Source organism: Variovorax sp. UC122_21 (genome assembly GCF_044056785.1).
Lineage (GTDB): Bacteria > Pseudomonadota > Gammaproteobacteria > Burkholderiales > Burkholderiaceae_C > Variovorax.
The window spans coordinates 5,708,751-5,734,581 of sequence record NZ_CP172004.1 but is presented as its reverse complement, the minus strand read 5'-3'; the positions used below and the strand labels follow the sequence as shown (position 1 = coordinate 5,734,581).

General features: G+C 71.4%; 16 protein-coding genes and 5 pseudogenes. 20 read left to right on the top strand and 1 reads right to left on the bottom strand.

The genetic code is table 11. The features are described from left to right. Nucleotides 1–96: 96 nt before the first annotated feature. The 12 genes and pseudogenes from ACHMXE_RS39735 to ACHMXE_RS39680 all read left to right on the top strand — a co-directional run bounded on the left by ACHMXE_RS39735 (nt 97) and on the right by ACHMXE_RS39680 (nt 14,771). On the top strand, nt 97–2,490 hold the full coding sequence (locus ACHMXE_RS39735) for a type VI secretion system Vgr family protein (protein WP_395349078.1): 2,394 nt from the start codon (nt 97–99) through the stop codon (nt 2,488–2,490). A gap of 145 nt (nt 2,491–2,635) precedes the next feature. Continuing rightward, nucleotides 2,636–3,967 (top strand): type VI secretion system baseplate subunit TssK, encoded by a 1,332-nt coding sequence (gene tssK / locus ACHMXE_RS39730; RefSeq protein WP_203204128.1) that lies wholly within the window; start codon nt 2,636–2,638, stop codon nt 3,965–3,967. A gap of 24 nt (nt 3,968–3,991) precedes the next feature. Continuing rightward, nucleotides 3,992–5,365, top strand: coding sequence for a DotU family type VI secretion system protein (locus tag ACHMXE_RS39725; RefSeq protein ID WP_395349077.1), 1,374 nt, complete (start codon nt 3,992–3,994; stop codon nt 5,363–5,365). Beyond that, nucleotides 5,362–7,128, top strand: a pseudogene (tssM, locus tag ACHMXE_RS39720) (type VI secretion system membrane subunit TssM); the annotation flags it as partial. The gene ACHMXE_RS39725 and the pseudogene tssM, both read left to right, overlap by 4 nt. 85 nt (nt 7,129–7,213) lie before the next feature. Continuing rightward, nucleotides 7,214–7,795: pseudogene (locus ACHMXE_RS39715) on the top strand (ImcF-related family protein); the annotation flags it as partial. 364 nt (nt 7,796–8,159) lie between these two features. Beyond that, nucleotides 8,160–8,966, top strand: a complete 807-nt coding sequence (locus tag ACHMXE_RS39710; protein ID WP_395349076.1) for a type VI secretion IcmF C-terminal domain-containing protein — start codon at nt 8,160–8,162, stop codon at nt 8,964–8,966. Between the two features lie 43 nt (nt 8,967–9,009). Then, nucleotides 9,010–9,398 (top strand): annotated as a pseudogene (gene tagF / locus ACHMXE_RS39705) (type VI secretion system-associated protein TagF). Beyond that, nucleotides 9,340–9,612 (top strand): hypothetical protein, encoded by a 273-nt coding sequence (locus ACHMXE_RS39700; RefSeq protein WP_395353102.1) that lies wholly within the window; start codon nt 9,340–9,342, stop codon nt 9,610–9,612. The pseudogene tagF and the gene ACHMXE_RS39700 overlap by 59 nt, the downstream one beginning before the upstream one ends. 980 nt (nt 9,613–10,592) lie before the next feature. After that, nucleotides 10,593–11,081: pseudogene (locus ACHMXE_RS39695) on the top strand (serine/threonine protein kinase); the annotation flags it as partial. A 139-nt stretch (nt 11,082–11,220) separates the two neighbouring features. Beyond that, nucleotides 11,221–12,291 (top strand): DUF4384 domain-containing protein, encoded by a 1,071-nt coding sequence (locus ACHMXE_RS39690; protein WP_395353004.1) that lies wholly within the window; start codon nt 11,221–11,223, stop codon nt 12,289–12,291. Nucleotides 12,292–12,345: 54 nt separating this feature from the next. Then, nucleotides 12,346–13,968 (top strand): murein transglycosylase A, encoded by a 1,623-nt coding sequence (locus tag ACHMXE_RS39685; RefSeq protein WP_395349075.1) that lies wholly within the window; start codon nt 12,346–12,348, stop codon nt 13,966–13,968. Nucleotides 13,969–14,129: 161 nt separating this feature from the next. After that, the gene (locus ACHMXE_RS39680; protein WP_395349074.1) at nt 14,130–14,771 is read left to right on the top strand and encodes a hypothetical protein; all 642 of its coding nucleotides are present in this window, start codon (nt 14,130–14,132) and stop codon (nt 14,769–14,771) included. Here ACHMXE_RS39680 and ACHMXE_RS39675 read toward each other — a convergent pair. Next, a complete protein-coding gene (locus ACHMXE_RS39675) occupies nt 14,762–15,418 on the bottom strand; it encodes a hypothetical protein (protein ID WP_395349073.1) in 657 nt (218 codons plus the stop codon). The two genes, ACHMXE_RS39680 and ACHMXE_RS39675, sit on opposite strands and share 10 nt — an antisense overlap. A gap of 168 nt (nt 15,419–15,586) precedes the next feature. Between ACHMXE_RS39675 and ACHMXE_RS39670 the strand changes: the two genes are divergently transcribed. The 8 genes and pseudogenes from ACHMXE_RS39670 (at nt 15,587) to tssH (ending at nt 25,789) form a co-directional block, all read left to right on the top strand. Beyond that, nucleotides 15,587–15,946: a hypothetical protein gene (locus tag ACHMXE_RS39670; RefSeq protein WP_395349072.1), complete on the top strand. Its 360-nt coding sequence runs from the start codon at nt 15,587–15,589 to the stop codon at nt 15,944–15,946. After that, on the top strand, nt 15,943–18,036 hold the full coding sequence (locus tag ACHMXE_RS39665; protein WP_395349071.1) for a caspase family protein: 2,094 nt from the start codon (nt 15,943–15,945) through the stop codon (nt 18,034–18,036). The genes ACHMXE_RS39670 and ACHMXE_RS39665 overlap by 4 nt, the downstream gene beginning before the upstream one ends. A 19-nt stretch (nt 18,037–18,055) precedes the next feature. Beyond that, the gene (locus ACHMXE_RS39660; protein WP_203204135.1) at nt 18,056–18,601 is read left to right on the top strand and encodes a type VI secretion system tube protein Hcp; all 546 of its coding nucleotides are present in this window, start codon (nt 18,056–18,058) and stop codon (nt 18,599–18,601) included. A 13-nt stretch (nt 18,602–18,614) separates the two neighbouring features. Continuing rightward, entirely contained in the window at nt 18,615–19,463 is an 849-nt protein-coding gene (locus tag ACHMXE_RS39655) for a type VI secretion system accessory protein TagJ (protein WP_395349070.1), read from the top strand. Beyond that, nucleotides 19,456–19,968: a type VI secretion system baseplate subunit TssE gene (gene tssE / locus ACHMXE_RS39650; protein WP_093350827.1), complete on the top strand. Its 513-nt coding sequence runs from the start codon at nt 19,456–19,458 to the stop codon at nt 19,966–19,968. The genes ACHMXE_RS39655 and tssE overlap by 8 nt, the downstream gene beginning before the upstream one ends. Nucleotides 19,969–19,986: 18 nt before the next feature. Then, a complete protein-coding gene (gene tssF, locus ACHMXE_RS39645) occupies nt 19,987–21,888 on the top strand; it encodes a type VI secretion system baseplate subunit TssF (protein ID WP_395349069.1) in 1,902 nt (633 codons plus the stop codon). Between the two features lie 11 nt (nt 21,889–21,899). Further along, nucleotides 21,900–22,985 carry a type VI secretion system baseplate subunit TssG gene (gene tssG, locus ACHMXE_RS39640; RefSeq protein ID WP_203204138.1) on the top strand — a complete coding sequence of 362 codons (1,086 nt, stop codon included), beginning with the start codon at nt 21,900–21,902 and terminating at the stop codon, nt 22,983–22,985. Nucleotides 22,986–23,024: 39 nt separating this feature from the next. Continuing rightward, a pseudogene (tssH, locus tag ACHMXE_RS39635) lies at nt 23,025–25,789 on the top strand (type VI secretion system ATPase TssH). Nucleotides 25,790–25,831: the final 42 nt, after the last annotated feature.

Here is a 25,831-nt window from a genome sequence, read left to right as displayed (position 1 = left end):
TCTCCCGCCCGGCGGCGCCGGCGCAACCATTGTTCGCAGTGCCAACGCGAAGGCGCTTGCACACTGCGCGACCTCGTTTCCCTGGAGGTCACGCCGATGTCGAATCTGCCGCGCACGCTGTCGGTCTTCGGACCGTCGCTTCCTCTTGTCGATGGACAGCCCGCGCTGCGGGCCGTGCGGCTGTCGGGCCGCGAGGGGCTCAACGCGCTGTTTTGTTATGAGCTGCTGCTCGAGTCGCCCGGTGACGCCGACCTCGACCTCGATGCCTTCATCGGCCGCGAGATCCACTGCCGCATCGCGCTCGACGACGGGCTGGAGGGCGTGCGCGAGATCAACGCGCTCGTCGCCGAGGCTGCCTTTCTGGGTGAGGCGGGCCGCCACGCGCAGTACCTGCTGACATTGCGACCCTGGCTGCACCTGGCCGAATTGCGCACCGACTGCAGGATCTTCCAGGACCTGACGGTCGTCCAGATCCTCGAGGCCTTGCTCGCGCGCTACCCCTTTCCCGTCTGCTGGCGCCTCGCCGAACACTATCCGCCGCGCGACTACCAGACCCAGTTCAACGAGAGCGACTTCGCCTTCTTCGAGCGGCTGTGCCAGGAATGGGGCATCGGCTATCACTTCGAACATGCGGACGGGGCGCACCGGCTGGTGCTTGGCGATGGGGCCGGGGCTTTCCACCCCGCCGCCGGGCGCTACCGCGACCTGGACTTCCACCCGCCGGGCTGGAAGCTCGATGCGGAGTACGTCCACGGCTTCGTGCCCATGCACCGGATCGCCAGCGGGCGGTATGCGAGCCGGGAGTATGACTACATGCGGCCGCGGGCCGATCTCTCCGTCAGCCAGGGCGGTGATTCACAGGCCGAGGTCTACAGCTGGCATGACTCGGTGGGCGGCAGCCACTGGGCGCAGCCGAGGGCCGGGCGCGGGGGATTCGAGGAGGCGGCGAACGATCCGTTCGCCGAGGGACGTCAGCTCGCACTGCTTCGCCTCCAGGCCCTGCGTGCAGAGGCGGTCCGCGCAAATGGCTGCGGTCCTCTCCGCGGCCTGGCTCCGGGCACCACCTTCCGCCTGCACGGCCACCCACGCCAGGAAATCGAGGCCACCGAATACCTCGCGCTCGACACCCGCTTCCTGATCGAGGAAGTCGGCGCCGACAGCAACCGCCGCGAACACTGGCGCGTGAATCTCGACTTCACCGCCCACCCGCTGGCCGAACCGCTGCGCCCCGCGCTCGTGCGCCCCAAGCCCGAGGCCGTCGGCCCGCAGGTGGCAAGAGTCGTCGGCCCTGCAGGCCAGAACCTCTGGACCGATGCCCTGGGCCGCATCAAGGTGCAGTTCCCCTGGGACCGCGAGGGTGCGCACGACGCGCACAGCAGCTGCTGGCTGCGCGTGAGCGCGCCCTGGGCGGGCAACCAGCTCGGCGGTGTCTGGCTGCCGCGCATCGGCCAGGAAGTGATCGTGAGCTTCGTCGGCGGCGATGCCGACCTGCCGATCTGCACGGGGCGGGTGCACGACCGGGACAACCTGTCGCCGTGGGCGCTGCCGGGTCAAGCCGCGCTCAGCGGTTTCAGGAGCCGCGAGCTGACCGAGGGCGGCGGCAATGCCGCGGCGGGGCGCAGCAACCATCTGGTGCTCGACGACACGCCCGACCGCATCCAGGCCCAGCTCAAGAGCGACCACCAGTGCAGCGTGCTGAGCCTGGGGCGCTTCGCACGCATCGAGGACCATGCGGGGCGCAAGGAGGAGCGCGGCGAGGGCTTCGAGCTGCGCACCGACGGGCACGGCGTGCTGCGGGCAGCGCGCGGGATGCTGATCACCACCGAAGCCCGGCCGAACGCGGCGAACCATGCGCTGGACATGGGCGAGACCACGGCGCGGCTGGCCGAAGCGCAGGAGCAGCACCGCACGCTGGCCGAAGCCGCCCTGGCCGCGAAGGCCCAGGACGCCGGTGACGACCAGGCGCAAGTGGCGCGCGCGTTGGCAGCCCAGAACGATGCGATTCGCGGCGGCCCCGGCGATCCGCCCGCGGCCCGCTTCCCGGAACTGCGGGCAGCGCAGTTGGCGCTCGCCAGCGCGGCGGGCATCGCCGCCACGACGCCCGGCAGCCTGCACCTGCAGGCCGGCGGTCCCCTCGCGCTCACGAGCGAAGGCCCCGCGAGCTTCAGCGCGCTGCGCCGGCTGCTGGTCGCCGCGCGCGAGGGCGTGCGCCTGTTCGCGCTGCGCCACGGCATGCGGTGGGTCGCGGCCAGCGGCGCGGTCCGCCTCGAGGCGCGCGCCGGCGCGATCGGCGTCCGGGCCCGCGGCGCCGTGCGCATCACCAGCAGCACCACGGAAATCCGGATCGCGGCGCCGAAGCGCGTCGTCGTCAACGGCGGCGGCAGCTTCAGCGAATGGAGCAGCGCGGGCATCGTGCACGGCACGCCGGGCCGCTGGGTCGAGCACGCGGCCAGCCACCTCAAGACCGGGCCGGTCGACCCTCCCGAATAAGCACGCGTCTACTCCCTTCGCCGTACGTCCTCGCGCGCCGCCTATGCCGTTAGCTAGGCCTTAAGGCGGATTTGCCCACGACTTCGCGCGCCGGAAACTCACCGCTTCTTACAGGCAGCCCTTGCCGTTGACGGAGTGCGAGCGGATGAGTTGGCGAACAAAAGTGGTCTGGAGCGAGGGGATGCTGCTGCAGCCCCAGCACCTGCAGCAGAGCGAACGACATGCCGATCACGCGCGGCACGTGCTGCTGCGCTCCACCACGCCCTATGCCTGGGGCTTCGCCGAACTGGAGATCGACCAGGCCGCGCTGACGCTGGGCAAGCTGGCGCTGGTGCGCGCGGTGGGCGTGTTCGGCGATGGCACGGTGTTCGACATGCCGGCGGTCGATCCGCTGCCCGAACCGATCGACATCCCGCAGGCGATGCGCGACGAAGCCGTGGTGCTGGCGCTGCCGCTGCGCCGCGCCGGGGCGCGCGAGGCCGATGCCGAGGAATACGAGGAACTGGTGCGCCACCGCGTGCTCGAGTCCGATGTGCCCGACTCCAACACCGCCGGCGAGCGCACCGCGATGCTGCAGCTGGGCCAGCTCCACACGCGGCTGATGCGCGCCAGCGAGGCCACCGACGCCTGGACCACGCTGGGCGTGGCGCGCGTGGTCGAGCGCCGCGTCGACAACCAGGTGCAGCTCGAGCGCGCGATGCTGCCGCCGCTGCTCGACGTGGCCGGCCATGCGGTGATCCGCGCCTGGCTCGACGAGCTGCTGGGCCTGCTGCGCCAGCGCGGCGAGGCGCTGGCCGGGCGCATGACGCAGGGCGGCACCGGCGGCGTGGCCGAGATCGCCGACTTCATGCTGCTGCAGACCGTGAACCGCAACGAGGCGGTGTTCGCGCACCTCGCCAGGAGCGCGATGCTGCATCCGCAGCGCTTCTTCGAGCAGGCGCTCGGCCTGGCCGGCGACCTCGCGAGCTTCCGCGACTCGCGCCGCGTGGCGCGCTTCGGTCCCTACATCCACGACGACCTCGCGATGAGCTTCCGGCCGCTGATGGACGACCTGCGCCGCAGCCTGTCGATGGTGCTCGAGCAGTCGGCGATCCGCATCGACCTGCACGACCGCAAGCACGGCGTGCGCGTGGCGGTGATCAGCGACGTCGAGCTGCAGCGCAACGCGGTCTTCGTGCTCGCGGTCAACGCCCACATGCCCAGCGAGGCGCTGCGCGCGCGCTTCCCGACGCAGGTCAAGATCGGCCCGGTCGAGCGCATCCGCGACCTCGTCAACCTCGCGCTGCCGGGCGTCACGCTGACGCCGATGCCGGTGGCGCCGCGCCAGATCCCGTTCCATTCGGGCGCGAACTACTTCGAGCTCGAGACCCGCAACAGCGACCTCTGGCGCCAGCTCGAGCAGTCGGGCGGCGTCGCGATGCACATCGCGGGCGACTTCCCGGGCCTCGACCTCGCGTTCTGGGCGATCCGTGGCTAGCCACCGGCAAAGGACGGACACTCCATGACCACACCCGACCCTTTCGCCGCCTTCGAGTCCGAGCGCACGGTCATCAAGCCCAAGCCGCGCACGCCGGCCTACGCGCCCGCGGCCTCGGCCGCGCCCGCGCCTTTCTTCCCCGCCACCGATCCCACGCCGGCGGCCGACCTCGGCGAGCTCGGCCTGCTCAATCCGCTGGTGTCGGCGGCCGGCAAGCTGCTGGTGCTGATCGGAAAGCTGCGCAACCTGGTGCAGCCGCCCAACGTGCCGGCGCTGCGCGCCTCCACCGCCGAGGCCGTCAACCAGTTCGACCAGAACGCGCGCCGCGCGGGCGTGGGCAACGAATCGGTGCTGGCCGCGCGCTACGTGCTGTGTACCGCGCTCGACGAGGCGGTGGCCAACACGCCCTGGGGCGTGCAGGCCGGCTGGAACAAGCAGAGCCTGCTGGTGCAGTTCCACAACGAGACCTGGGGCGGCGAGAAGGTGTTCCAGCTGCTGGCCAAGCTCGCGCAGGACGTGCCCACGCACCGCCAGCTGCTCGAGCTGATCTACAGCGTGCTGGCGCTCGGCTTCGAGGGCCGCTACCGCGTGGTCGACAACGGCCGCGCGCAGCTCGACTCGGTGCGCCAGCGGCTCGCCGACCTGATCGCCAAGGACCGTCCCGCGGTCGAGCCCGAGCTCTCGCCGCACTGGCGCGGGCAGGGCGCGGGCACGGTGCGGCTGCGCGAGTCGCTGCCGCTGTGGGTGTTCGCGGCCGGCTTCGCGCTGCTGCTCGCGCTGGCCTGGTTCGGCCTGCGGCTCACGCTCAACTACCGCTCCGACACCACCTACTCGGCGCTGTCGAGCCTGCGCGTGCCCAACATCCAGATCGCGCCGCCGGCCGCGCCGGCCAAGACGCCGCGGCTCGCGCGCTTCCTCGAGCCCGAGGTCAAGCAGGGCCTGGTCACCGTGACCGACGAGGCCGACCGCAGCGTGGTGCGCCTGCGCGGCGACTCCTTCTTCGGCTCGGGCAGCGCCGACCCGATGGCGCAGTCGCTGCCGGTGCTGCGCCGCATCGGCCAGGCGCTGGCCGAGGTCAAGGGCGAGGTGCTGATCACCGGCCACTCCGACAACCAGCCGATCCGCTCGCTGCGCTATCCGTCGAACTGGCACCTGTCGGCCGCGCGCGCCGACGCGGTCAAGGGCGCGCTGTCGACGCTGGTCGATCCGGCGCGCATGCGTTCCGACGGCAAGGCCGATGCCGAGCCGGTCGCGCCCAACGACACCCCCGCCAACCGCGCGCGCAACCGCCGCGTCGAGGTGGTGCTGCTGACCGAGCCCGAGCGCCTGGCGTCGGCACCACCCGCTGCCGCCGCCGCGCCCGCCACGCCGTCGCCCGCCACGGGAGCGACCAAATGATCAAGAAAATCCTCGGCTTCCTGTTCAGCCCGCTGCTGCTGACCCTGCTCGCGCTGATCGTCGTCGCGCTGCTGATCTGGTGGATCGGCCCGCTGGTGAAGATCGGCGCGCTGGCGCCGCTCGAGAGCGAGACCACGCGCGCCATCGTCATCGGCGTGATCGTGCTGGTGGTGCTGCTGCGCGCCATCTACCGCCGCTGGCGCGCGCGCCGCGCCAGCCAGCACCTGACCGACGGCCTGATGAAGGCGCCCGCGGCCAAGTCCGGCACGCCGGTGGCCGGCGAGCAGCAGATCCTCGACACCCGCTTCAACGAGGCCGTGGCCACGCTCAAGCAGATGAAGCTGCACGCGGCCGGCAAGAAGCCCGGCTGGCGCGACTGGCTCTCGATCTCGGGCGGCAGCTATCTCTACGACCTGCCCTGGTACGTGTTGATCGGCGCGCCGGGCGCGGGCAAGACCACCGCGCTGGTCAACTCGGGCCTGTCGTTCCCGCTGGCCGAGAAGTTCGGCCCCGGCGCCATCCGCGGCGTGGGCGGCACGCGCAACTGCGACTGGTGGTTCACCGACGAGGCCGTGTTGATCGACACCGCGGGCCGCTACACCACGCAGGACAGCCACCAGTCGGAGGACAAGAGCGCGTGGGAAGGCTTCCTCGGCCTGCTCAAGAAGGTGCGCCCGCGCCGGCCGCTCAACGGCGTGTTCCTCACCGTCAGCGTCGGCGACCTGCTGAGCCAGGGCCCCGAGGCGCGCTCGCAGCTCGCGGCCTCGATCCGCGCGCGCCTGCTCGAACTCGACGGCAAGCTCACGACGCGGCTGCCGGTCTACGTGCTGGTCACCAAGAGCGACCTGCTGTACGGCTTCACCGACTACTTCGACGACCTCGGCAAGGAACAGCGCGCGCAGGTGTTCGGCTTCACCCTGCCGCCCGAGGAGAACCAGCAGGTCGACGAGAAGGGCCTGTCGCTGGCCTTCCAGCGCGAGTTCGCGCTGCTGCACCACCGCGTCAACGACGGCCTGATCGCGCGCATGCAGCGCGAGACCGACGGCACGCGGCGCGCCGCGATCTTCGGCTTCCCGGCGCAGTTCGGCTCCATCGGCCCGCTGCTGTCGGACCTGCTCGACCAGGTCTTCACCGGCTCGCGTTTCACCCAGCCGCCGTGGGTGCGCGGCGTGTACTTCACCAGCGGCACGCAGGAAGGCAGCCCGATCGACCGCGTGATGGGCAGCCTGGCGCGCAGCTTCGGCATCGAGCGCGCGATGCTCGCGCCGCAGAAGTCGAGCGGGCGCAGCTACTTCCTCACCACGCTGCTGCGCGAGGTGGTGTTCCCCGAGCAGCGCCTGGCCGGCGCCGACGTCAAGCTCGAGCGGCGTCGCCACACGCTGCGCTTCGCGGCCGTGGCCGCGATGACGCTGCTCACGGTGGGCCTGCTCGCGGCCTGGGGCTACAGCACGCTGCGCAACATGGACTACCTGAAGTCGGTCGAGGCGCGCGTCGATCCGGCCAAGCAGAACCTGGCCGCGCTGCCGGCGCGCGTGCAGAACCTGGTCGAGGTGGCGCCGGTGCTGCAGAACCTGCGCGACATCTGGCGCACGCCCGAGAACCGCCTGGGCGACGAGCCGCTGGCCATGACCCTGGGCCTCTACCAGGGCGACAAGCTCGATGCCGCCGCCATGCTGGTGCACCAGCGCGCGCTCAACGAGGCCTTCCTGCCGCAGATCGCCAAGCGGCTCGAGGACCAGCTGCGCACCGCGCAGAAGGACAACCTCGAGTACACGTACGAAGCGCTCAAGAGCTACCTGATGCTCTACCAGCCCCGAGCATTTCGATCCCGAGGCGCTCAAGGCCTGGATCACGCTCGACTGGTCGCGCAGCCTCGACCGCGGCATTCCCGAGGAGCAGCGCAAGCAGCTCGAGGACCAGCTCGACGTGCTGATCGCGCAGGGCCCGCCGCGCTCGCCGCTGAAGATGGACGAGAACCTGGTGCGCAGCGTGCGCGCCGTGCTCGCGAGCTATCCGCTCGAGCAGCGCGTGTTCAGCCGCCTGAAGCGCCAGCGCGCCTCGCGCGACATCCCGGCCTTCAGCGTGGCGCAGGCCACCGGTCCCTCGGGCCCGCTGGTGTTCGAGCGCATCAGCGGCAAGCCGCTGACCGAGGGCGTGCCGGGCATGTTCACCTACGACGGCTACCACAAGCGCTTCCAGAACGAGGTGGTGGTGCTGACCGGCCTGCTCGCGCAGGAGGACCCGTGGGTGCTGGGCCAGGACCGCAACACCGCCGACCGGCTGCGCGACGTGGCCGCGCTCGGCGAGCTCACCGACCGCGTGCGCCGGCTCTACCTGGCCGAGTACGTCAAGCAGTGGGAAGCGCTTCTGGCCGACGTGCGGCTGATCCGCGTCACCGGCCTCGACAAGAACATCGAGGCCGCGCGCATCCTCTCGGGCGTGGATTCGCCGCTCGCGAACTTCCTGCGCGCCGTGGTCAAGCAGACCACGCTGATCCCCGCCGCCGACGCCAACAAGGACGTGGTGAGCAAGGCCACCGAGACCGTGCGCAACACGCGCAAGGGCCTGGAGGACCTGTTCGGCGGCGACCCCGGCCGCCAGGTGGCGCCGGGCAAGCGCATCGAGAGCATCGTGGACGACCGCTTCGAGTCGCTGCGCCGTCTCGTCACCGCCGGCGGCCCGAACCAGCCGGCGCCGATCGACGAACGCGCTCAAGCTGTTCAACGAGGTCTACGTCTACCTCAACGCGGTCGACACCGCGGTCAAGGGCCGCACCTCGCCGCCGCCCGGCGACGTGGCCGGCAAGCTCAAGTCCGATGCCGGCCGCCTGCCCGAGCCGGTGCGCAGCATGATCGAGAACCTGAGCCAGACCGGCGCCACGCAGGCGCAGGTGGCCGAGCGCGGCAACCTGAGCCAGGACCTGCGCCCCGTGGCCGAGTTCTGCGCGCGCGCCATCGCGGGCCGCTATCCCTTCGTGCAGAACAGCAAGCGCGACGTGCTGCCCGAGGACTTCGGCCAGATGTTCGGCGCCGGCGGCCTGATGGACGACTTCTTCCAGAAGCGGCTGGCCGCGCTGGTCGACACCAGCACGCGGCCGTGGCGCTACAAGCCCGTGGCCGAGCGCGGCGCCATCACCACGCAGGCGCTGGCGCAGTTCGAGCGCGCTGCGCGCATCAAGGAGATTTTCTTCCGCGGCGGCGGGCGCGGTCCGTCGATGCGGCTCGACTTCAAGCCGGTGGAGATGGACGCGAGCATCACGCAGTTCATCCTCGACGTCGACGGCCAGCTCGTGAAGTACGCGCACGGCCCCGTGGTGCCGATGGCGGTGCAGTGGCCCGGCCCGAAGGGCAGCAATCAGGTGCGCGTGCAGGTGAGCCCGCCCTCGGCCACGGGCAGCTCGGGTTCGGCGGTCGATGGGCCGTGGGCGCTGTTCCGCACGCTCGACGACGGCCAGCTCGAGGCCGGCGACGCGCCCGAGAAGTTCTTCATCACCTTCCAGGTCGGCAACCGGCGCACCCGCTTCGAGGTGACGACCAACAGCGTGCAGCACCCGATCCGGTTGAAGGAACTGCGCGAGTTCTCGTGCCCGGAGGGCTTGTGAACCTCGCCTCGTCCCCGTTGTTCGCTTCCACGCAATTGCCGGGATGGTTCGGCGAGTTGCCGGGGATGGGGGACTTCGCGCATCGCCGGCTGCCCGAATCGTTTCGGGGGTGTGGGATGCGTGGCTGCAGCAGGGGCTCGCTCGGCTGCGGGATCGGCATGCGGACTGGACTTCGCATTACCTCGAGGCGCCGGTGTGGTGCTTCGTGCTGGGGCCTCGGGTGGCGGGGAGCGGGGGTGGATCGGGGTGTCGATGCCTTCGGTCGATGGGGTGGGGCGGTACTTTCCGTTCACCGTGGCTGTGGAGTTGGAAGACCCGCTGCTCTCTCGGGCTCGAGGGGGCTGCGTTGGTGGCTGCCTTGCGGTGGTGGGGGGTGGCTACTCAGGCTGCTTTGGAAGGGTTGGAGCTGGATCTGGATGCGGCGCGGTTTGATGCTGCTTTGGCTCGGTTGTTTGGTGGTGCTGCTGGGTCTGAGGCTTCGTCTTCTGAAGGTGCGTTGGCTTTGCCTTTGGAAGGGGCCTCTTTGTGGATTGGGGATCCTTCTGTTGAAAGCGGGCTGCGGATGGTTTTGCGTTGGGCTGCCAATGGATTTGCAGTTCGAGGCGCTGTTTCTTGGGGGAGGGGAGTGAGCTTTGTCTTCCTCTGATTGTTTTTTTGAGGGTGTCGGCCGGAATTCGCCCCGGCGGGCGAGTCACTTTCTTTTGCTTCGCCAAAAGAAAGTAACCAAAGAAAAGGCGACCCCACTGTCTGTGTCCCTCCGCTTCGCTGCGGGCAACCTGCGGTGCTCGGCTACGGCGGGGGTGCGCAGAACTCGCTGCACTTCGTTCCGCTCAGACAGCTGCGGCCCTTATCCGCCTACGCCTGCGCTCCTCGGCACAGCCAGAGGGGGGCGTTGGGCCTTTGCTTCGCTCGGCCTCACATACCCAACGGGCCTTCGCTACGCTCGGCGGTATTGCTCCCTCTCCCTCTGGGAGAGGGCTGGGGTGAGGGCACTGGGCGGTGGATACCGTCAGACCCTTGGTGAGGCCCGGTGCCCTCGCCCTAACCCTCTCCCAGAGGGAGAGGGGAACAAGAAGCCGAGCGAAGCGATGGCCCGAGCGGCATTGCAAGGCCGAGCGAAGCAAAGGCCCGAGCGCCCCCCTCTGGCTGCGCCGAGGAGCGCAGCGTTTCGCGGATAAGGGCTCGCAGCTGTTTGAGCGAAGCGAGTTCTGCGAGACCCCGCGAAACGCGAGCACCGCAGGTTGCCCCGTAGCGCAGCGAAGGGGTCGCAGACAGTGGGGTCGCCTTTCTTTGCTTACTTTCTTTGGCGAGACAAAGAAAGTGAGCCGCCCGCCGGGGCGGGACCCGGCCGACAGCCTCCCGCCAGGAGCAAGCCCCGCAGAGGCCCGGAGGACCCGATGACCGAAGAAACCAAACCAGAAGGCAGCGACGACCGCACCGAGTCGTCCCCCGAACCACACCCCTGGACGACAGCGCCACGGTCATCACGTCCGGCCAACCCACGCGCACCAACAGCCCGCTGTTCGCCCCCCGAACCCCCCGACAAACCCAGCCACGGGCCCATCCCAAGGAACACCCCACGAAGCCGGCCTCCTCCCCGTAGGCAGCCGCCTCGCAGAATTCGAGATCACCCGGGTCATCGGCCAGGGCGGTTTCGGCGTCGTCTACGAAGCCTGGGACCACACCCTCGAACGCATCGTCGCGATCAAGGAATACCTCCCTTCGTCCCTCTCCACCCGCCAGAACGACGGCAGCGTCGTCCCCCTGTCCGAACGCCACCGCGAAACCTTCGACCTCGGCATGCGCAGCTTCATCAACGAAGCCCGCCTGCTCGCCCAGTTCGACCACCCCTCGCTGCTCAAGGTCTACCGCTTCTGGCAGGAGCGCGGCACCACCTACATGGTGATGCCCTTCTACCGCGGCGACACCCTGCGCCAGGCGCTGGTGTCGATCCCCGCGGGCGTCGACGAGGCCTGGCTCATCCGCATCATGGACGGCGTCACGCAGGCGCTCGGCGTGATGCACGGCGCCAACTGCTACCACCGCGACATCGCGCCCGACAACATCATCCTGCTCGAAGGTTCGGGCCGGCCGGTGGTGCTCGACTTCGGCGCGGCACGGCGCGTGATCACCGACAAGACGCAGGCGATCACGGTGATCCTCAAGCCGGGCTACGCGCCGATCGAGCAGTACGCCGAGATGCCCGACATGTCGCAGGGCGCGTGGACCGAGCGTCTACGCGCTCGCGGCCGTGATGCACGTGGCCGTGTGCGGCCGCGCGCCGCCGCCGTCGGTGGCGCGCCTCCTGTCCGACAGCTACGTGCCGCTCGCGGGCAACGAGATCCTGCGCCAGCGCTACAGCCCGCAGCTGCTCGCGGCGATCGACGCCGGGCTCGGCGTGCGGCCCGAGGCGCGGCCGCAATCGATGGCCGAGCTGCGCGCGGCGCTCGGGCTCGAGACCAGCCAGAGCATCGCGCCGCCCGCGCATCCCTCGCAGCATGCGCGCGGCACCTCGGCGGCACCGGGTCCGAACAGCCGCAGCGGCGGAGGCGGCAAGACGGTGGTGCTGCCGCCCGCGCCGGCACCGTCGGCCGGTGGGGGAGCGGGCGGCAACAAGACGGCCGTGGCGCTGGTCTCGGTGGCGCTGCTCGCGGCCGCGGCCGGTGGCGGCTGGTGGTGGTTCCAGGGGCGCGGCACCGGCGACACGTCGCCGACGACCGCGAGCGCGCCGCCGCCATCGGGCGGCGACACGCAGCAGGTCGCGCAGACACCGCCGCCCCCGCCACCGCCGCCGCCCGCGCCGCCGCCGGCACCGCGCACGGCGCTCGAATCGCTGCAGTCGCTGGCCGGCGGTGCCGCGGCCGGCTTCGATGTCACGGCCTCGGCGAAGAAGCCCGAGGTGACGATCGGCAAGGACAAGCTGGCCTTCGAGGTGCGCAGCAAGCGCGACGGCTTCGTCTACGTGTTCCTGCTGTCCAGCGGCGGCGAGATGTTCCTGCTGTTCCCGAACCTGCTCGACAAATACAACAAGATCACCGCCGGCAGCCCCCTCGCGCTGCCGCGTGCCTCGTGGCCGATGGAGGCCGGTGGGCCCGCCGGGACCAACCAGTTCGCGGTGCTCGTCAGCGAGCACGAGCGCGACTTCAGCGCCTCGGGCGTGCAGAACGAGGGCGTGTTCCCGCAGTTCCCGCTGCCGGTGCTCGCGGCCCTCGAAGCCACCCGTGGCAGCGGGCCCTCGCCGCTGCTCGGCAAGCCGGTGTGCGTGCCCGGCACCCCCTGCGACGACGTCTATGGCGTCGCCAATTTCAAAATCGTCGAGAAGTAATCGTCTGTAGAGCGTGACCCGACGGGCCACCTTTCCACGAAGGAGATCTTCACCATGAACAAGCACCTGCCGGCCCTCGCGCCGACGCCCGCGCCGGCCCTGCACCGGGCCGCCGTGGCTGCCGCGACCGCCGCGACCGCCGCCTGCGCCTTCCTCGCGGGCTGCGCCGTGCCGCCGCCCGCCGCCGCCCCGACCCCCGCCCCCAGCACCGACACGGCCGCCGCGGCACCCGCGCCCGCGCCGGCGCCGGCGCCGCGCCCGCCCTCGAGCGGCAGCGTGGCCGGGCAGGCACGCACCTTCTCGACCCAGCTCGCGACCTACACTGCGGTCGGCTTCGACGCGGTGCCGGGCTGGACCCGCGACGACTTCGCCGAGAGCTGGCCCGCCTTCCTCGGCAGCTGCAAGGTGCTCAACGGCCGCGGCACCGAATGGAAGTCGGTCTGCGACCGCGCGGTCAAGGTCGACGGCAAGAGCAATCCCTCGATCCGCAACTTCTTCGAGACCGAGTTCTCCGTCTACCAGATCCGCGACGACGACCGCCGCCCCGACGGCGTGGTCACCGGCTACTTCGAGCCCGAGATCCAGGGCAGCCGCAGCTATGCGCCGCCCTTCATCTACCCGGTGTACGGCCAGCCCGAGGACATGCTGTTCGCCGACGCGCGCAAGCTGCCCGCGGGCGACGGCACCGTGGCCGCGCGCGTGCAGGGCCGCAACGTGGTGGTGCAGACCGGCCTGAGCACGCGCGACATGGGCGCGCCGGGCCTCTACGCGCTCGACCTCTCGGGCATCGTGCGCGACACGCTCGACCGCAAGGTGCGCCTGCGCATCGAGGGCAAGCAGCTCTTGCCGTACTACACGCGCGAGGAGATCGAGACCAAGGGCGCGCCGAACGCCAAGGTGCTGGCCTTCGTCTCGAGCGCCACCGCGCTCTACGAGATGCAGATCCAGGGCTCGGGCCGCATCCGCCTGGCCAGCGGCGAGATGATCCGCGTCGCCTACGCCGAGCAGAACGGTCAGCCGTTCCGGCCCACGCTGGCGCAGGCCGCCAACGGCAAGCCGCGCAGCCCGGTCAAGGTGCGCGGCTCGTCGATCGAGCTCGACCTCGACGACGGCGACGACGACGATTCGGGCAACGTCTCGACCACCATCCGCACGCGCGGCTTCACGCTGGCGCGGCCCGCCGCGAGCGGCGCGGTGGTGGTGCCCGGACGGCGCGCGGCCGGCCCGGTGGCCGGCACCGGCATCAAGGACCCGAGCTACGTGTTCTTCAAGGAGGCGGCCACGCCCGGCGGCCCGGTGGGCGCCTTCGGCGTGCCGCTGTCGGCCGGCCGCTCGATCGCGGTCGACCCGCGCAGCACGCCGCTCGGCTATCCGGTGTTCGTCTCGACGCGCACGCCCGGCAGCGGCGCGCCGATGCAGCGCCTGACCATCGCCCAGGACACCGGCGGCGCGATCCGCGGCGCGGTGCGGGCCGACTATTTCTTCGGCAACGGCCAGCAGGCCGCGACCAACGCGCGCCGCATGAAGGAACGCGGCCAGCTCTGGATATTGCTGCCGCGCGGCCTGGCCGTGGCGAGCGCCGCCGTGTCCTCGGCGATCCGCACGCGCGGCGGACCGGTGGGCGCCGGCCTCGCGCAATGCCTGGTGCCGACCGAGGGCGTCTGCGAGGACGACTGAGGAGACGACAGCGTGAATGCCGCCACGAGGCCCGGCTCCGGCCGTTGAATCCATGCAGGAAACGCTGTCGTCCGAGGAAAGCGGAGAACTCGTGCGCCTGTGGCGTCGGCGCCAGACGCTGACGTCGAACGACATGGGCCGCATGTACCGCATCGTGGGCGATGCGCTGGTGGCCTGCAATCCGCCCGAGCTGCAGGTGCTCGGCGAAGGGCGCCAGGAGCTGGTGGCGCAGTTCATTCTACGTCAAGGTGCTGCGGCTCGATGCCGATCCCGACGAGGCCGAGGAGCGCGCGGGCCACAGCGCGCCCTCGACCGCCTTCGCGCTGTGCGCGTACTTCCGCCGCTACCTGATCGACTGCACGCGCTCGGCCGCCTTCAAGCGCAAGCTGTCGATCGGCGACCAGATCACCGAGGCCCAGCTCGAGGACGAACTGGGCGCCGACGAGGACCTCGAGGGCTGCCTGGCCGAGCACGGCCTCAGCAGCCTCGCGGTGCAGCAGGCGGCGCGCGCCTTCATCGCCGAGCTGCCCGAGCCCGAGCGCATCCTGCTGTGCGAGGGCTTTGGCAAGGAGGCCGAGGGCGGCCTGTCGGGCATCGCCTCGCGCCATGCCATCGCCTCCTACCACTACCGCGCGGGCCGGCTCGGCCTGGTGCACAAGCGCGAGGGCCTGACCGCCGACTACGCCAAGACCCGGCTCGGCGGCTGGATCCAGGGCACGCTGGGCATCGCCATCGAGGCGGACAACATGGCGGCGATCCTGCAGGTTTTCAAAATCCTCGGCGCTGAAGCGTCTTATGCCTGAAGACATAGCCATTCAGGAACAGACGCCATGACCACCCACCTCTGGCCACCGCTCAGCGCGATCCGCAGCGCCTTCGAAACCGGACCCGGTGCCGCCGCGGCGTTCGCGCCCGAGACGCCCGGGCTCGCGACCGTCGCCATGCCCGGCGCGCGCGTCGCGGTGCCCGAAACGGCCGCAGCGCCGCCGGTCGACCTGCTGCTGCCGCTGGCCGAGCTCGCGCGCCGCCGCGAGGCCGTGGCGCAGCGCAGCTTCGGCGCGCGCTGGGCGCCGGGCCGGCTGGTCAGCGTGGTGCACGAGGGCCGGCTGCTCGGCGTGCTGCTCGACCGCTGCATCCACGGCGAGCTCTGGCAGGGCTGGATGGCGGCCGGCGAGGCCGACTGGGCCGGCGCCTTCGACGTGCTGCTCGAGCCCGACGACGAACCCTTCGAACCGGCCTTCGGCCTGATCCAGGCCTGGAACGTGCTGACGCTCGAGCCCAGCCCGCAGCTGGCCGCGCGCGTGCTCGGCGAGGTCTCCGCGACCCGGCTCGCCGCCATCCGCGCGGTGCACGACGAGTGGGCCGCGCAGGCGGCGCCGGCCATCGCGCCCGAGCCCGGCCGCATCGCGCTGCGCACCGTGGGCGGCGTGTTCGCGGTGCTGTCGGGCACGCCGCTGGGCCCGAAGGATCCGCGCGCCGAATACCAGTCGCTCTACCGCGACGCCGCCGCGCAGCTCGGCGCGGCCTGGCTGCCGGCCGCGCGCCAACGCGCCCGGCCCGGCCGCGGCGCCGCGCGCGCGGCCCCAGCCCGGCCCCGAAGGCGGCTGGTGCGGGCAGCGTGCGGCGCTGGCTCGGCGCCGACGGCTGGATGCGGCCCGCGTTCGCGGTGCTGGCCCTGTGCGTGGTGGTGCAGAACGTCGGCCTGTTCGGCGGCCACGAGGCGCAGGACGAGGTGCGCTTTCGCGCCGTGCCCACGGCACCGGCCGCGGCGGTGGCCGACCTCACGGTGCGCTGGAAGGACGGCGTGCGCGTGGACGAGGCCGACCGCCTGCTGCAGACGATCTCGGCCGACGTGGTCGGCGGTCCCGGCAGCAACGGCGTGTGGCGGCTGCGCGTGCCCGACGTGGAGAAGAGCCTGCAGGTGCTGGCCGCGTCGCCGCTGGTCGAAGCGGCCGGACGGGCGTCGGAGCGGCCATGAGCCATGGCGCGCGGCCGCCGGCCCGGCTCCCTCCCCCGCTGGGGGAGGGCTGGGGTGGGGGCACGCGGCGCTCGACAGTGGCGCGGCAATGCCAATCCCTGCCCTGGTTCTCCTGGCTCCTGCTGCTCGCGCTCGCCTGCCTCGCCCCGCGCGCCTTCGCCACCCAGCGCGCGCTGCTGGTGGGCGTGTCCGAACTCGTCAACCAGCCGCAGTCGCTGTGGCTGCAGGCGCCGCGCAACGACGTGGCGCTGATGCGCGACGCCCTGCTCCGGCAGGGCTTCGGCGCGGGCGACATCACCACGCTGGCCGACGGCGTGAGCGGCGCCGCGCTGCCCGAGTCGCAGGCCATCCATGACGCGCTGTCGCGGCTGCTCGCGCAGTCGCGCAGTGGCGACTTCGTGCTGCTCTATTTCTCGGGCCACGGCACGCGCTGGCGCGATGCCACCAAGCGCTACCAGGAGCCCGATGGCCTGGCCGAGAACTTCTTGGCGCGCGACGTGCGCGGTGCCGTCGGCGTCGACAGCGCGCTCGCGGGCGGCGTGCGCGACGTCGACTTCGACGGCTGGGTGCAGGCCTTCCTCGCGCGCGGCGTGTTCGTCTGGTCGGTGTTCGACACCTGCGCCGCCACCTCGATGACGCGCAATGCCGCTGCCGCCGTGCCCGCCGTCGCCGAAGGCCCGGCCGACGACGAGGTGCGCTGGCGCGGCCTGCGCGCGGGCCAGCTGCGCGCCGTGCCGGCGGCCGTGCCGCTCGCCGCACCGGCCGCGCCGCCCGTGGCCGAGCGCGTGGCGCGCGCGCGCTACGTCGCCTTCTTCGCTTCCGAGAGCCACCAGATCACGCCCGAGCTGCGGCTGCCGCGCCAGGGCCGCAACGCGCGGCCGCAGGGCCTGCTGACCTGGGCCGTGGCCGGCGCGCTCGAACGCCGGCCCGCCACCTGGCGCGAGCTGTTCGACGGCGTGCTCGCGCTCTATCCGCCGGTGATCGACGAACTGGCGCAGCGCTTCCCGACCCGCGAGCTGCCCTCGCCGGTGGCCGAGGGCAACCTCGACGCGCCGCTGTTCGCCAACAGCGCCGGCGCCGTCTCCACCCTGCCGGTGTGGCGCGCGCAGCGCAGCGGCGACAGCCTGGTGCTGCAGGCCGGCCTGGCCGATGGCCTGCAGCCGCAGCAGGAACTGCGCGTCAACGCCACGCTCGAGGACGGCACAGTGCGCAGCGTGCAGGCGCGCGCCTCGCAGGTCGACCTCGACGGCGCGAGCCTCGCGGTGCCCGCCGCGCTGCGCGAGCTGCCCGGCGCGGTGCTGTGGAGCGCCTCGCCGCTGGCCGCGCCGCCCGCGACCGCGCTGCGCGTGCGCAGCGACGGCCCGCTGCCGCCCGGCATCGGCCTCGACTACCCGGCCTCGGTGGTGGCGGTGGGCGCGGGCGCGCCGGCCGACCTGCGCTGGAGCGACCTCGGCGCGGCCGGCCAGCGCCTCGAATGGCTGTCGCCGGCGCTCGGTGCCGGCGGCGTCGGCGAACGCCTGGGCGACAGGGCCGCGGTGCGGCGCCGGCTCGAGACGCTGGCGCGGCTCAAGTGGTGGCGCCAGCTCTGCGCGCTCGGCGAGGGCACGCAGGCGCCGATCGACGGCTTCGAGGCCGTGCTCGAGGTCTGGAACGGCGACCGGCTCGCGCGCAGCGGGCCGCTGCGCACCGGCGGGGCGAAGCTGCTGCCGCTGCGCGACGGCGAGCGCGCGGCGCTCAACGTGCGCAACACCAGCGGCCATTCGGTCGACATGGTGGTCGCGGGCATCGATGCGCAGGGCCGACCGCGCGCCGAGTACCCGTCCGACCCCGGCGAGAGCAACCGCTTCGAGCGCGGCACGCGCGAGGCGCCGGCCGCCAAGCGCTTCGAGCTGCCCTGGCTCTCGGCCGAGGGCGCGCGCCTGTTCGTGCTGGCCACGCCGGCCGCGCCGCAGAGCGGGCCGCGGCTGTTCGGCGCCGCCGTCGAGCCAGTGCTGGCCGACCTGCGCGTGCGCGGCCAGGTGGAGCCGCCGCGGCGCCGCCTCTATGCGGCGATGTTGTCCTGGGGTAGCGCGGACGCCGCGTCCCGATGATTTTTTCAAGGAGATTGCAATGAGCTTTTCTGCAGAAGGCGCCCTCGATCCCGACGAGCTGCTGCGCCTGCTCGACCTGATGGCCGGCGAACCGGCCAACGACTTCCTGATGTCGATCGACAACCGCGGCACCAAGGTCAAGGGCGAATCGGAACGCGGCATCGAGTTCATCGACATCGGCGGCTACTGCCACCAGATGGAGGTGGTGTCGCCGCCCGGCTCGACCAAGGGCTCGGTGCGCGTGCATCCCTTCGTCATCGTGCGCGAGGTCGATGCCGCCACCGCCTCGATCGCGAGCCTGCTGTTCAGCCAGGAGGCCAACCTCGAGGTCTCGATCTTCGTCTACCGCGCCAGCGGCGACCACCTGCCGTCGCAGCCCTTCTTCGAGGTCATCCTGACCGGCGCGCGCGTCGTGAGCCAGGCCATCGTGACCGGCGGCAAGCCGCGCCAGCCGCGCGAGGTGACCGTGTTCGAGAGCCGCAACGTGCAGGTCAAGACCGCGCCGCAGCTCGCCTCGGGCATCCGCGGCGCCGTGCGCACCGCGGTCATCGCCGCCACCCAGTGAAACGGAGCCAGCCATGACCACCGCCGCCGAATTCCTCAAGGCCGCAGATCCGGTGTCCGCCCTCAAGGCGCTGAGCGACGACGTGCGCGCCAAGCCCGCCGACAGCAAGCCGCGCGTCTTCATGGCGCAGTTGCTGTGCGTGCTGGGCCAGTGGGAGCGCGCGCTCAACCAGCTGACGGTCGCGGCCGAGCTCGATGCGCTCGCCGTGCCGATGAAGCAGGTGTACGGCGAGGCCGTGCGCTGCGAAGGCCTGCGCGCCGAAGTGTTCGCCGGCACGCGCACGCCCATGATCTTCGGCCAGCCCGACGAATGGCTGGCGCTGCTCATCGAGTCGCTGCTGCGGCAGGGACGCGGTGAGGCCGAGCTGGCCGAAGACCTGCGCCAGCGCGCCTTCGAGGCCGCGCCGGCCATCGCCGGCAGCATCGACGGCGTGCCCTTCGAATGGCTGTCCGACGCCGACATGCGGCTGGGCCCGGTGCTCGAGGCCTTCGTCAACGGCAAGTACTACTGGATCCCCTACGCGCGGCTCGCGCGCGTGAAGATCGAGCCGCCCGAGGACCTGCGCGACTGCGTGTGGATGCCCGCGCACCTCGACTTCGAGAACGGCGGCGAGACGCTGGCGCTGATCCCCACGCGCTACGAGGGCACCGAGGGCTGCACCGACGGCCAGCTGCTGCTCGCGCGCCGCACCGAGTGGCGCGAGCTGCGGCCCGAGGTCTGGGCCGGCCATGGCCAGCGCGTGTTCGGCACCGACGCCGGCGAGTACGCGCTGATGGACGTGCGCGAGATCGTGTTCGACACCGTCGCGCAGGAAGAAGAGAGCGGCGGAGCAGGCAGCGAAGAAGGCGGCGCGGGTGGTTGACCTCACCGCGCAGGAGCGGCTGCAGCCCTCGCTGCTGGACCGGCTCGTCGACAGCGCGCCCGACGAGCAGCGCGAGGGCGACGACAAGCGCACGCTCACCAAGCAGGCGCTGCGCGCGGCCGTGCTGCGCGACCTGAGCTGGCTCTTCAACGCCACCAGCTACGGCCTCGGCATGGACGACCGCCAGTACCCGAACGCCGCGCGCTCCGTCATCAACTACGGATTGCCTATGCTGTCTGGCCAGTTCACCTCGTCGATACAGCGTGTCAGCATGGAACAGGCTCTGAAGAACGCGATCCTGCAGTTCGAGCCTCGCATCCTCTCACGCACTCTCGAAGTGGAACTCGTCATGGAAGGCTCCGCCCTGGACTCGCACAACTGCGTCGGCCTGCAGATCCGCGGCATGCTGTGGGCGCAGCCCGTGCCGCTGGAGTTCCTCATGCGCAGCCGGGTCGACCTGGAAGAAGGACGCATCGAGATCGAGGACGCGACCCAGAAGCCATGACCCGAAGGTAGCGCCGCGATGGATCCCCGACTGCTGAGCCTGTACGAGCAGGAACTGCGCTACTTCCGCGAGAGCTCGGCCGAGTTCGCGCGCGCCTTCCCGAAGATCGCCAACCGCCTGGGCATCGAGGGCCAGGAAGTCGCCGATCCCTACGTCGAGCGCCTGATCGAGGCCACCGCCTTCCTGTCGGCGCGCGTCAACCTCAAGCTCGATGCCGAGTACCCGCGCTTCACCGGCCACCTGCTCGACATCGTCTATCCGCACTTCCTCGCGCCCACGCCCGCGATGGCGGTGGTCAGCATGGCGCACGACCCCGACGACGCCAACCTCGCAGCGGGCCCGACCCTGCCGCGCGGCGCCGGCCTGCGCGCGCGCCATGCGGTGGGTCAGAGCACCTACTGCGAGTTCCGCACCGCGAGCGCGATGCGGCTGTGGCCGCTCGAGCTGCTGCGCGCCCAGTACTTCAGCTACGCGCCCGACCTGCCGCTGGCCACGCACCCGCAGTCGCGCGCCATCCGCGGCGGCCTGCGCATGGTGCTGCGCACCACCGCCGACCTGAACTTCAGCCAGATCGCGCTCGACGACCTGGTGCTGCACCTGGGCGGCGCCGACGACGTGGCCTGGCAGCTGCACGAATGCGCGCTGGGCCAGCCCATCGGCGTGATGGTGCGGCCGCTGGGTGCCGGCGGCGCCCTGCAGGGCGAGGCGCGCAGCCTGCCGCCGAGCGCCATCGGCCTGGTCGGCTTCGAGGACGACGAGGCGCTGCTGCCGGTCACGGCCACCGGCTTCTCGGGCTTCCGGCTGCTGCAGGAGTACTTCGCGTTCCCGCAGCGCTTCCAGTTCCTCAAGATCGCGGGCCTGCAGTCGGTGCTGCCCTCGATGCCGGTGACGCAGATCGAGATCGTGCTGCTGTTCTCGCGCGGCGACGCGGCGCTCGAGAAGCTGGTGACGGCCGAGAACGTGCAGCTGCATTGCGTGCCGATCGTCAACCTGTTCAACAAGCGGCTCGACCGCGTGCCGCTCAGCGAGGGCGTGAGCCAGTTCCACCTGGTGCCCGACCGCACGCGGCCGCAGGACTTCGAGGTCCACACCGTGACCGAGGTCGTCGGCCATGGCGCGCCGGGCGCGGACTCGGGCTCGGCGGCCGCGGTCGAGCAGCTGTTCCGGCCCTTCTATTCGGCCTTCCACGGCACGCGCCACAGCCATCCGGCCTACTACACGACCACGCGCGAGCCGCGCATGCTGTCGGTGCGCCAGCGCACCGAGGGCAACCGCAGCAGCCACATCGGCTCCGAGGTCTACATGCAGATCGTCGATCCGCAGCAGGCGCCGTACGCGGCCAGCCTGCGCCAGCTCGCGGTGTCGGCGCTGTGCACCAACCGCGACCTGCCGCTCTTGCTGCCGATGGGCCGCGACAACGACTTCGACTGCGTCGACTCCTTCCCCGCGCAGCGCGTGCGCATGGTGCGCGGGCCCTCGCGGCCGGTGTCGCCGGTGGTGAGCCAGGGGCTGGGCTGGCGCGTGCTCGACCACCTCGCGCTCAACTACCTGTCGATCTCCAACAGCTCGCCGCAGCAGGGCGCGGCCGCGCTGCGCGAGACGCTGATGCTCTATGCCTCGCATGCCGACGAGATGCGCCAGGGCCAGGTGCGCGGGCTGCTGTCGGTCAGCAGCAAGGCGGTGGCGCGCCGCCTGCCGATGAAGGGGCCGATCGCCTTCGGGCGCGGCCTGGAGGTCACGCTCGAGGTCGACAAGGACGCCTTCCACGGCCACAGCGTGTTCCTGTTCGGTGCCGTGCTCGCGCGCTACCTGGCGCGCCACGTCGAGGTCAACCATTTCGTCGAGACCGTGGTGCGCGTCGCGGGCAAGGGCGAGAACATGCGCTGGAGGCCGCTGTGCGGAATGCGCCAGATCCTCTAGCCGCGCCCGCGGTGCCCTTGGCGCCGGTCGCACCCGAGGGAACGGTGGCGGGGCGCGTCGATGCCGCGCTGCGCCAGTGGTCCCACCAGCCCTGGGCCTACGACTACTTCGCGGTGCTGCGCCGGCTCGAATCGGCCGCCGCGACCACGCCGCGCTGGGGCCGCGCGCTGCTGCCGAGCGCCGAGCCGGTGCGCGTGGGCCAGGAGCCCTCGCTGTCGTTCGCGCCCGCCGCCTTCAGCCGCTTCGAGCCGGCCGGCGCACATTCGCCGCCGCGGCTGCGCCAGCACTTCTTCGCCTACATCGGTCCCAACGGGCCGCTGCCGGTGCATCTGAGCGATTTCATCCGCGAGCGCAGCCTGAACCACGGCGACCCGACCTGGCTCGCCTTCCTCGACAGCTTCCTGCACCGCTTCTCGCTGCACTTCTACCGCGCCTGGGCGCAGGCCCGGCCCGCGGTCGCGCTCGACCGGCCGGGCGAGGACCGCTTCCGGCTGCAGATCGGCGCGCTGGTGGGCATCGGCACGCCGGGGCGCATCGGGCGCGACGAGATCCACGACGACGCGCGGCTGCACTTCTCGGGCTGGCTCGCGCGCCGCGTGCACAGCGCCGAGGGCGTGGAGTCGGTGCTGTGCAGCTACTTCGGCGTGCCGATGAAGCTCGAGCGCTGGGTCGGCCACTGGATGAGCCTGCCCGATGCCGAACTCACGCGGCTGGGCCGCGGCGAGAGCTCGCGCGCCATGGGCATGGGCGCGATGCTCGGCACCCGCGCCTGGGACCGCCAGCACCGCGTGCGCCTGCACGTCGGGCCGCTCGACCTCGCGCGCTACCGCATGTTCCTGCCGATCGGCGACGCGCAGCCGGTGCTGCAGCGCTGGATGCTGCAGCTGCTGGGCGGCGAGCTCGAGTGGGATGCCGAACTGGTGCTGCGCAAGGAACAGGTACCGCCCACCCGGCTCGGCCAGCAGCGCGGCAACGCGCCGCGGCTGGGCTGGATCTCGTGGCTCGGCGAGCGCCCGCGTTCGCGCGACGCGAGCGACGTGCGCATCGCGAGCCGTCCCGGTGGCGAGGCGCATCCGCGCGCGCCGGCCTTTCAATGAAACCCCTTTCGTTCGTCTTGAAGAGATACGGAGTCCTCCATGAGTGAAATCAGCCGCACCGCCCTGTTCGGGAAACTCAATTCGCTGGCCTACAAGGCCATCGAAGGCGCGACCGTCTTCTGCAAGATGCGCGGCAACCCGTACGTCGAGCTCGAGCACTGGTTCGCGCAGCTGCTGCAGGCGCAGGACTCCGACCTGCACCGCGTGATCCAGCACTACGGCCTCGACGTCTCGGTGATCGCCAAGGACATGACGGCCGCGCTCGACCGCCTGCCGCGCGGCGCCACCGCCATCAGCGACTTCTCGCCGCACATCGAGAACGCGATCGAGCGCGCCTGGACCTACGCCACCCTGCAGTTCGGCGAGGCGCAGGTGCGCACCGGCTACCTGCTGGTGGGCATGCTCAAGACGCAGAGCCTGCGCAACCCGCTGTTCGGCCTGTCGAAGCAGTTCGAGAAGGTCAAGGTCGAGGATCTGGCCGAGAACTTCGTGAAGATCTGCGATGCCTCGCCCGAGGCCCAGATGCGCGCGCAGGACGGCACCGGCATGGGCAGCGGCGCGCCGGGCGAGGAAGCGGGCGCGATGGCGCCGGCCGCCATGGGCAAGGGCGATGCGCTCAAGAAGTTCGCGGTCGACCTGACCGAGAAGGCCAAGAAGGGCGAGATGGACCCGGTGACGGGCCGCGACGAGGAGATCCGCCAGATCGTCGACATCCTGATGCGCCGGCGCCAGAACAACCCGCTCTTGACCGGCGAGGCCGGCGTCGGCAAGACCGCCGTGGTCGAGGGCTTCGCGCAGCGCCTGGCGCGCGGCGACGTGCCGCCGCAGCTCAAGGACGTGAAGCTGCTGACGCTCGACATCGGCCTCTTGCAGGCCGGCGCGAGCATGAAGGGCGAGTTCGAGCAGCGGCTGCGCCAGGTGATCGACGAGGTGCAGAGCTCGCCCACGCCGATCATCCTGTTCATCGACGAGATCCACACCCTGGTGGGCGCGGGCGGCGCGGCCGGCACCGGCGACGCCGCCAACCTGCTCAAGCCCGCGCTGGCGCGCGGCAATCTGCGCACCATCGGCGCCACCACCTGGGCCGAGTACAAGAAGTACATCGAGAAGGACCCGGCGCTGACCCGGCGCTTCCAGGTCGTGCAGGTGCCCGAGCCCGACGAGACCAAGGCCATCCTGATGCTGCGCGGCGTGGCCAGCGTGCTCGAGAAGCACCACCGCGTGCAGCTGCTCGACGAGGCCATCGAGGCCGCCGTGAAGCTGTCGCACCGCTACATTCCCGCGCGCCAGCTGCCCGACAAGGCCGTGAGCCTGCTCGACACCGCCTGCGCGCGCGTGGCCGTGAGCCAGCATGCGACGCCGCCCGAGGTCGAGGACTGCATGCGCCGCATCGAGGGCCTGACGGTCGAGCAGGAGATCATCGGCCGCGAGGAGGCGATCGGCATCGACGTCACCAAGCGCGCCGCGCAGGTGTCGGCGCTGCTGGCCGATCGAAGGCCCAGCTCGAGGTGCTGAACGCGCGCTGGCAGGAAGAGAAGGGCCTGGTCGACCGGCTGCTCGAACTGCGCGCGAAGCTGCGCACGGGGAACAAGCCGGTGGATGCGCCACAGGACGCCGCCGCGAATGCATCCCCAACCGTTCGCACTGAGCCTGTCGAAGTGCCGGTCCCGGCTTCGACAAGCTCAGCCCGAACGGATGAGGGCGCATCCCCCGACCGCGCCGCGCTGCTCGCCGAACTGCACGAGCTGCAGGCGAAGATCCACGCGGTGCAGGGCGAGTCGCCGCTGATCCTGCCCTCGGTCGACGAACAGGCCGTGGCCTCGGTGGTCGCCGACTGGACCGGCATTCCGGTCGGGCGCATGGTCAAGAACGAGGTCGAGGCGGTGCTCAAGCTCGCCGACACGCTGAACCAGCGCGTGATCGGCCAGAAGCACGGCCTCGAGATGATCGCGCGCCGCATCCAGACCTCGCGCGCGCGGCTGGACAACCCGCAAAAACCCATCGGCGTGTTCATGCTGTGCGGCACCTCGGGCGTCGGCAAGACCGAGACCGCACTCGCGCTGGCCGAGGCGCTGTACGGCGGCGAGCAGAACATCATCACCATCAACATGAGCGAGTTTCAGGAGGCGCACACCGTCTCCACACTCAAGGGCGCGCCTCCGGGCTACGTGGGCTACGGCGAGGGCGGCATCCTGACCGAGGCCGTGCGCCGCCGGCCCTACAGCGTGGTGCTGCTCGACGAAGTGGAGAAGGCGCACCCCGACGTGCACGAGATCTTCTTCCAGGTCTTCGACAAGGGCTGGATGGAGGATGGCGAGGGCCGCATGATCGACTTCAAGAACACGATCATCCTGCTGACCACCAACGCCGGCAGCGAGCTCGTCATGAGCATGTGCCGCGACCCCGAGCTGCTGCCCGACCCGAACGCGCTGGCCGATGCGCTGAAGGCGCCGCTGATGAAGGTGTTCCCGCCCGCGCTGCTGGGCCGCATCGTCACCATTCCCTACTACCCGCTGTCGCCCGAGATGATGAAGAAGATCGTGCGGCTGCAGCTGGGCCGCATCAAGAAGCGCGTCGAGACCAACCACGGCGTGCCCTTCGAATACAGCGACGCGGTGGTCGACCAGGTGGTCGCGCGCTGCCAGGACCCGGAGTCGGGCGGCCGCGTGATCGACGCCATCCTGACCAACACCGTGCTGCCGACGATCTCGGTCGAGTACCTGCAGCGCCTGGCCGCCGGCGGCGAGATCCGCCGCGTCGCGCTCGACGTCAAGGACGCCGACTTCACCTACGCCTTCGATTGACCTGGCGCCGCGGCCGGCACGCTGAGGCGCTCCCAACCAGAA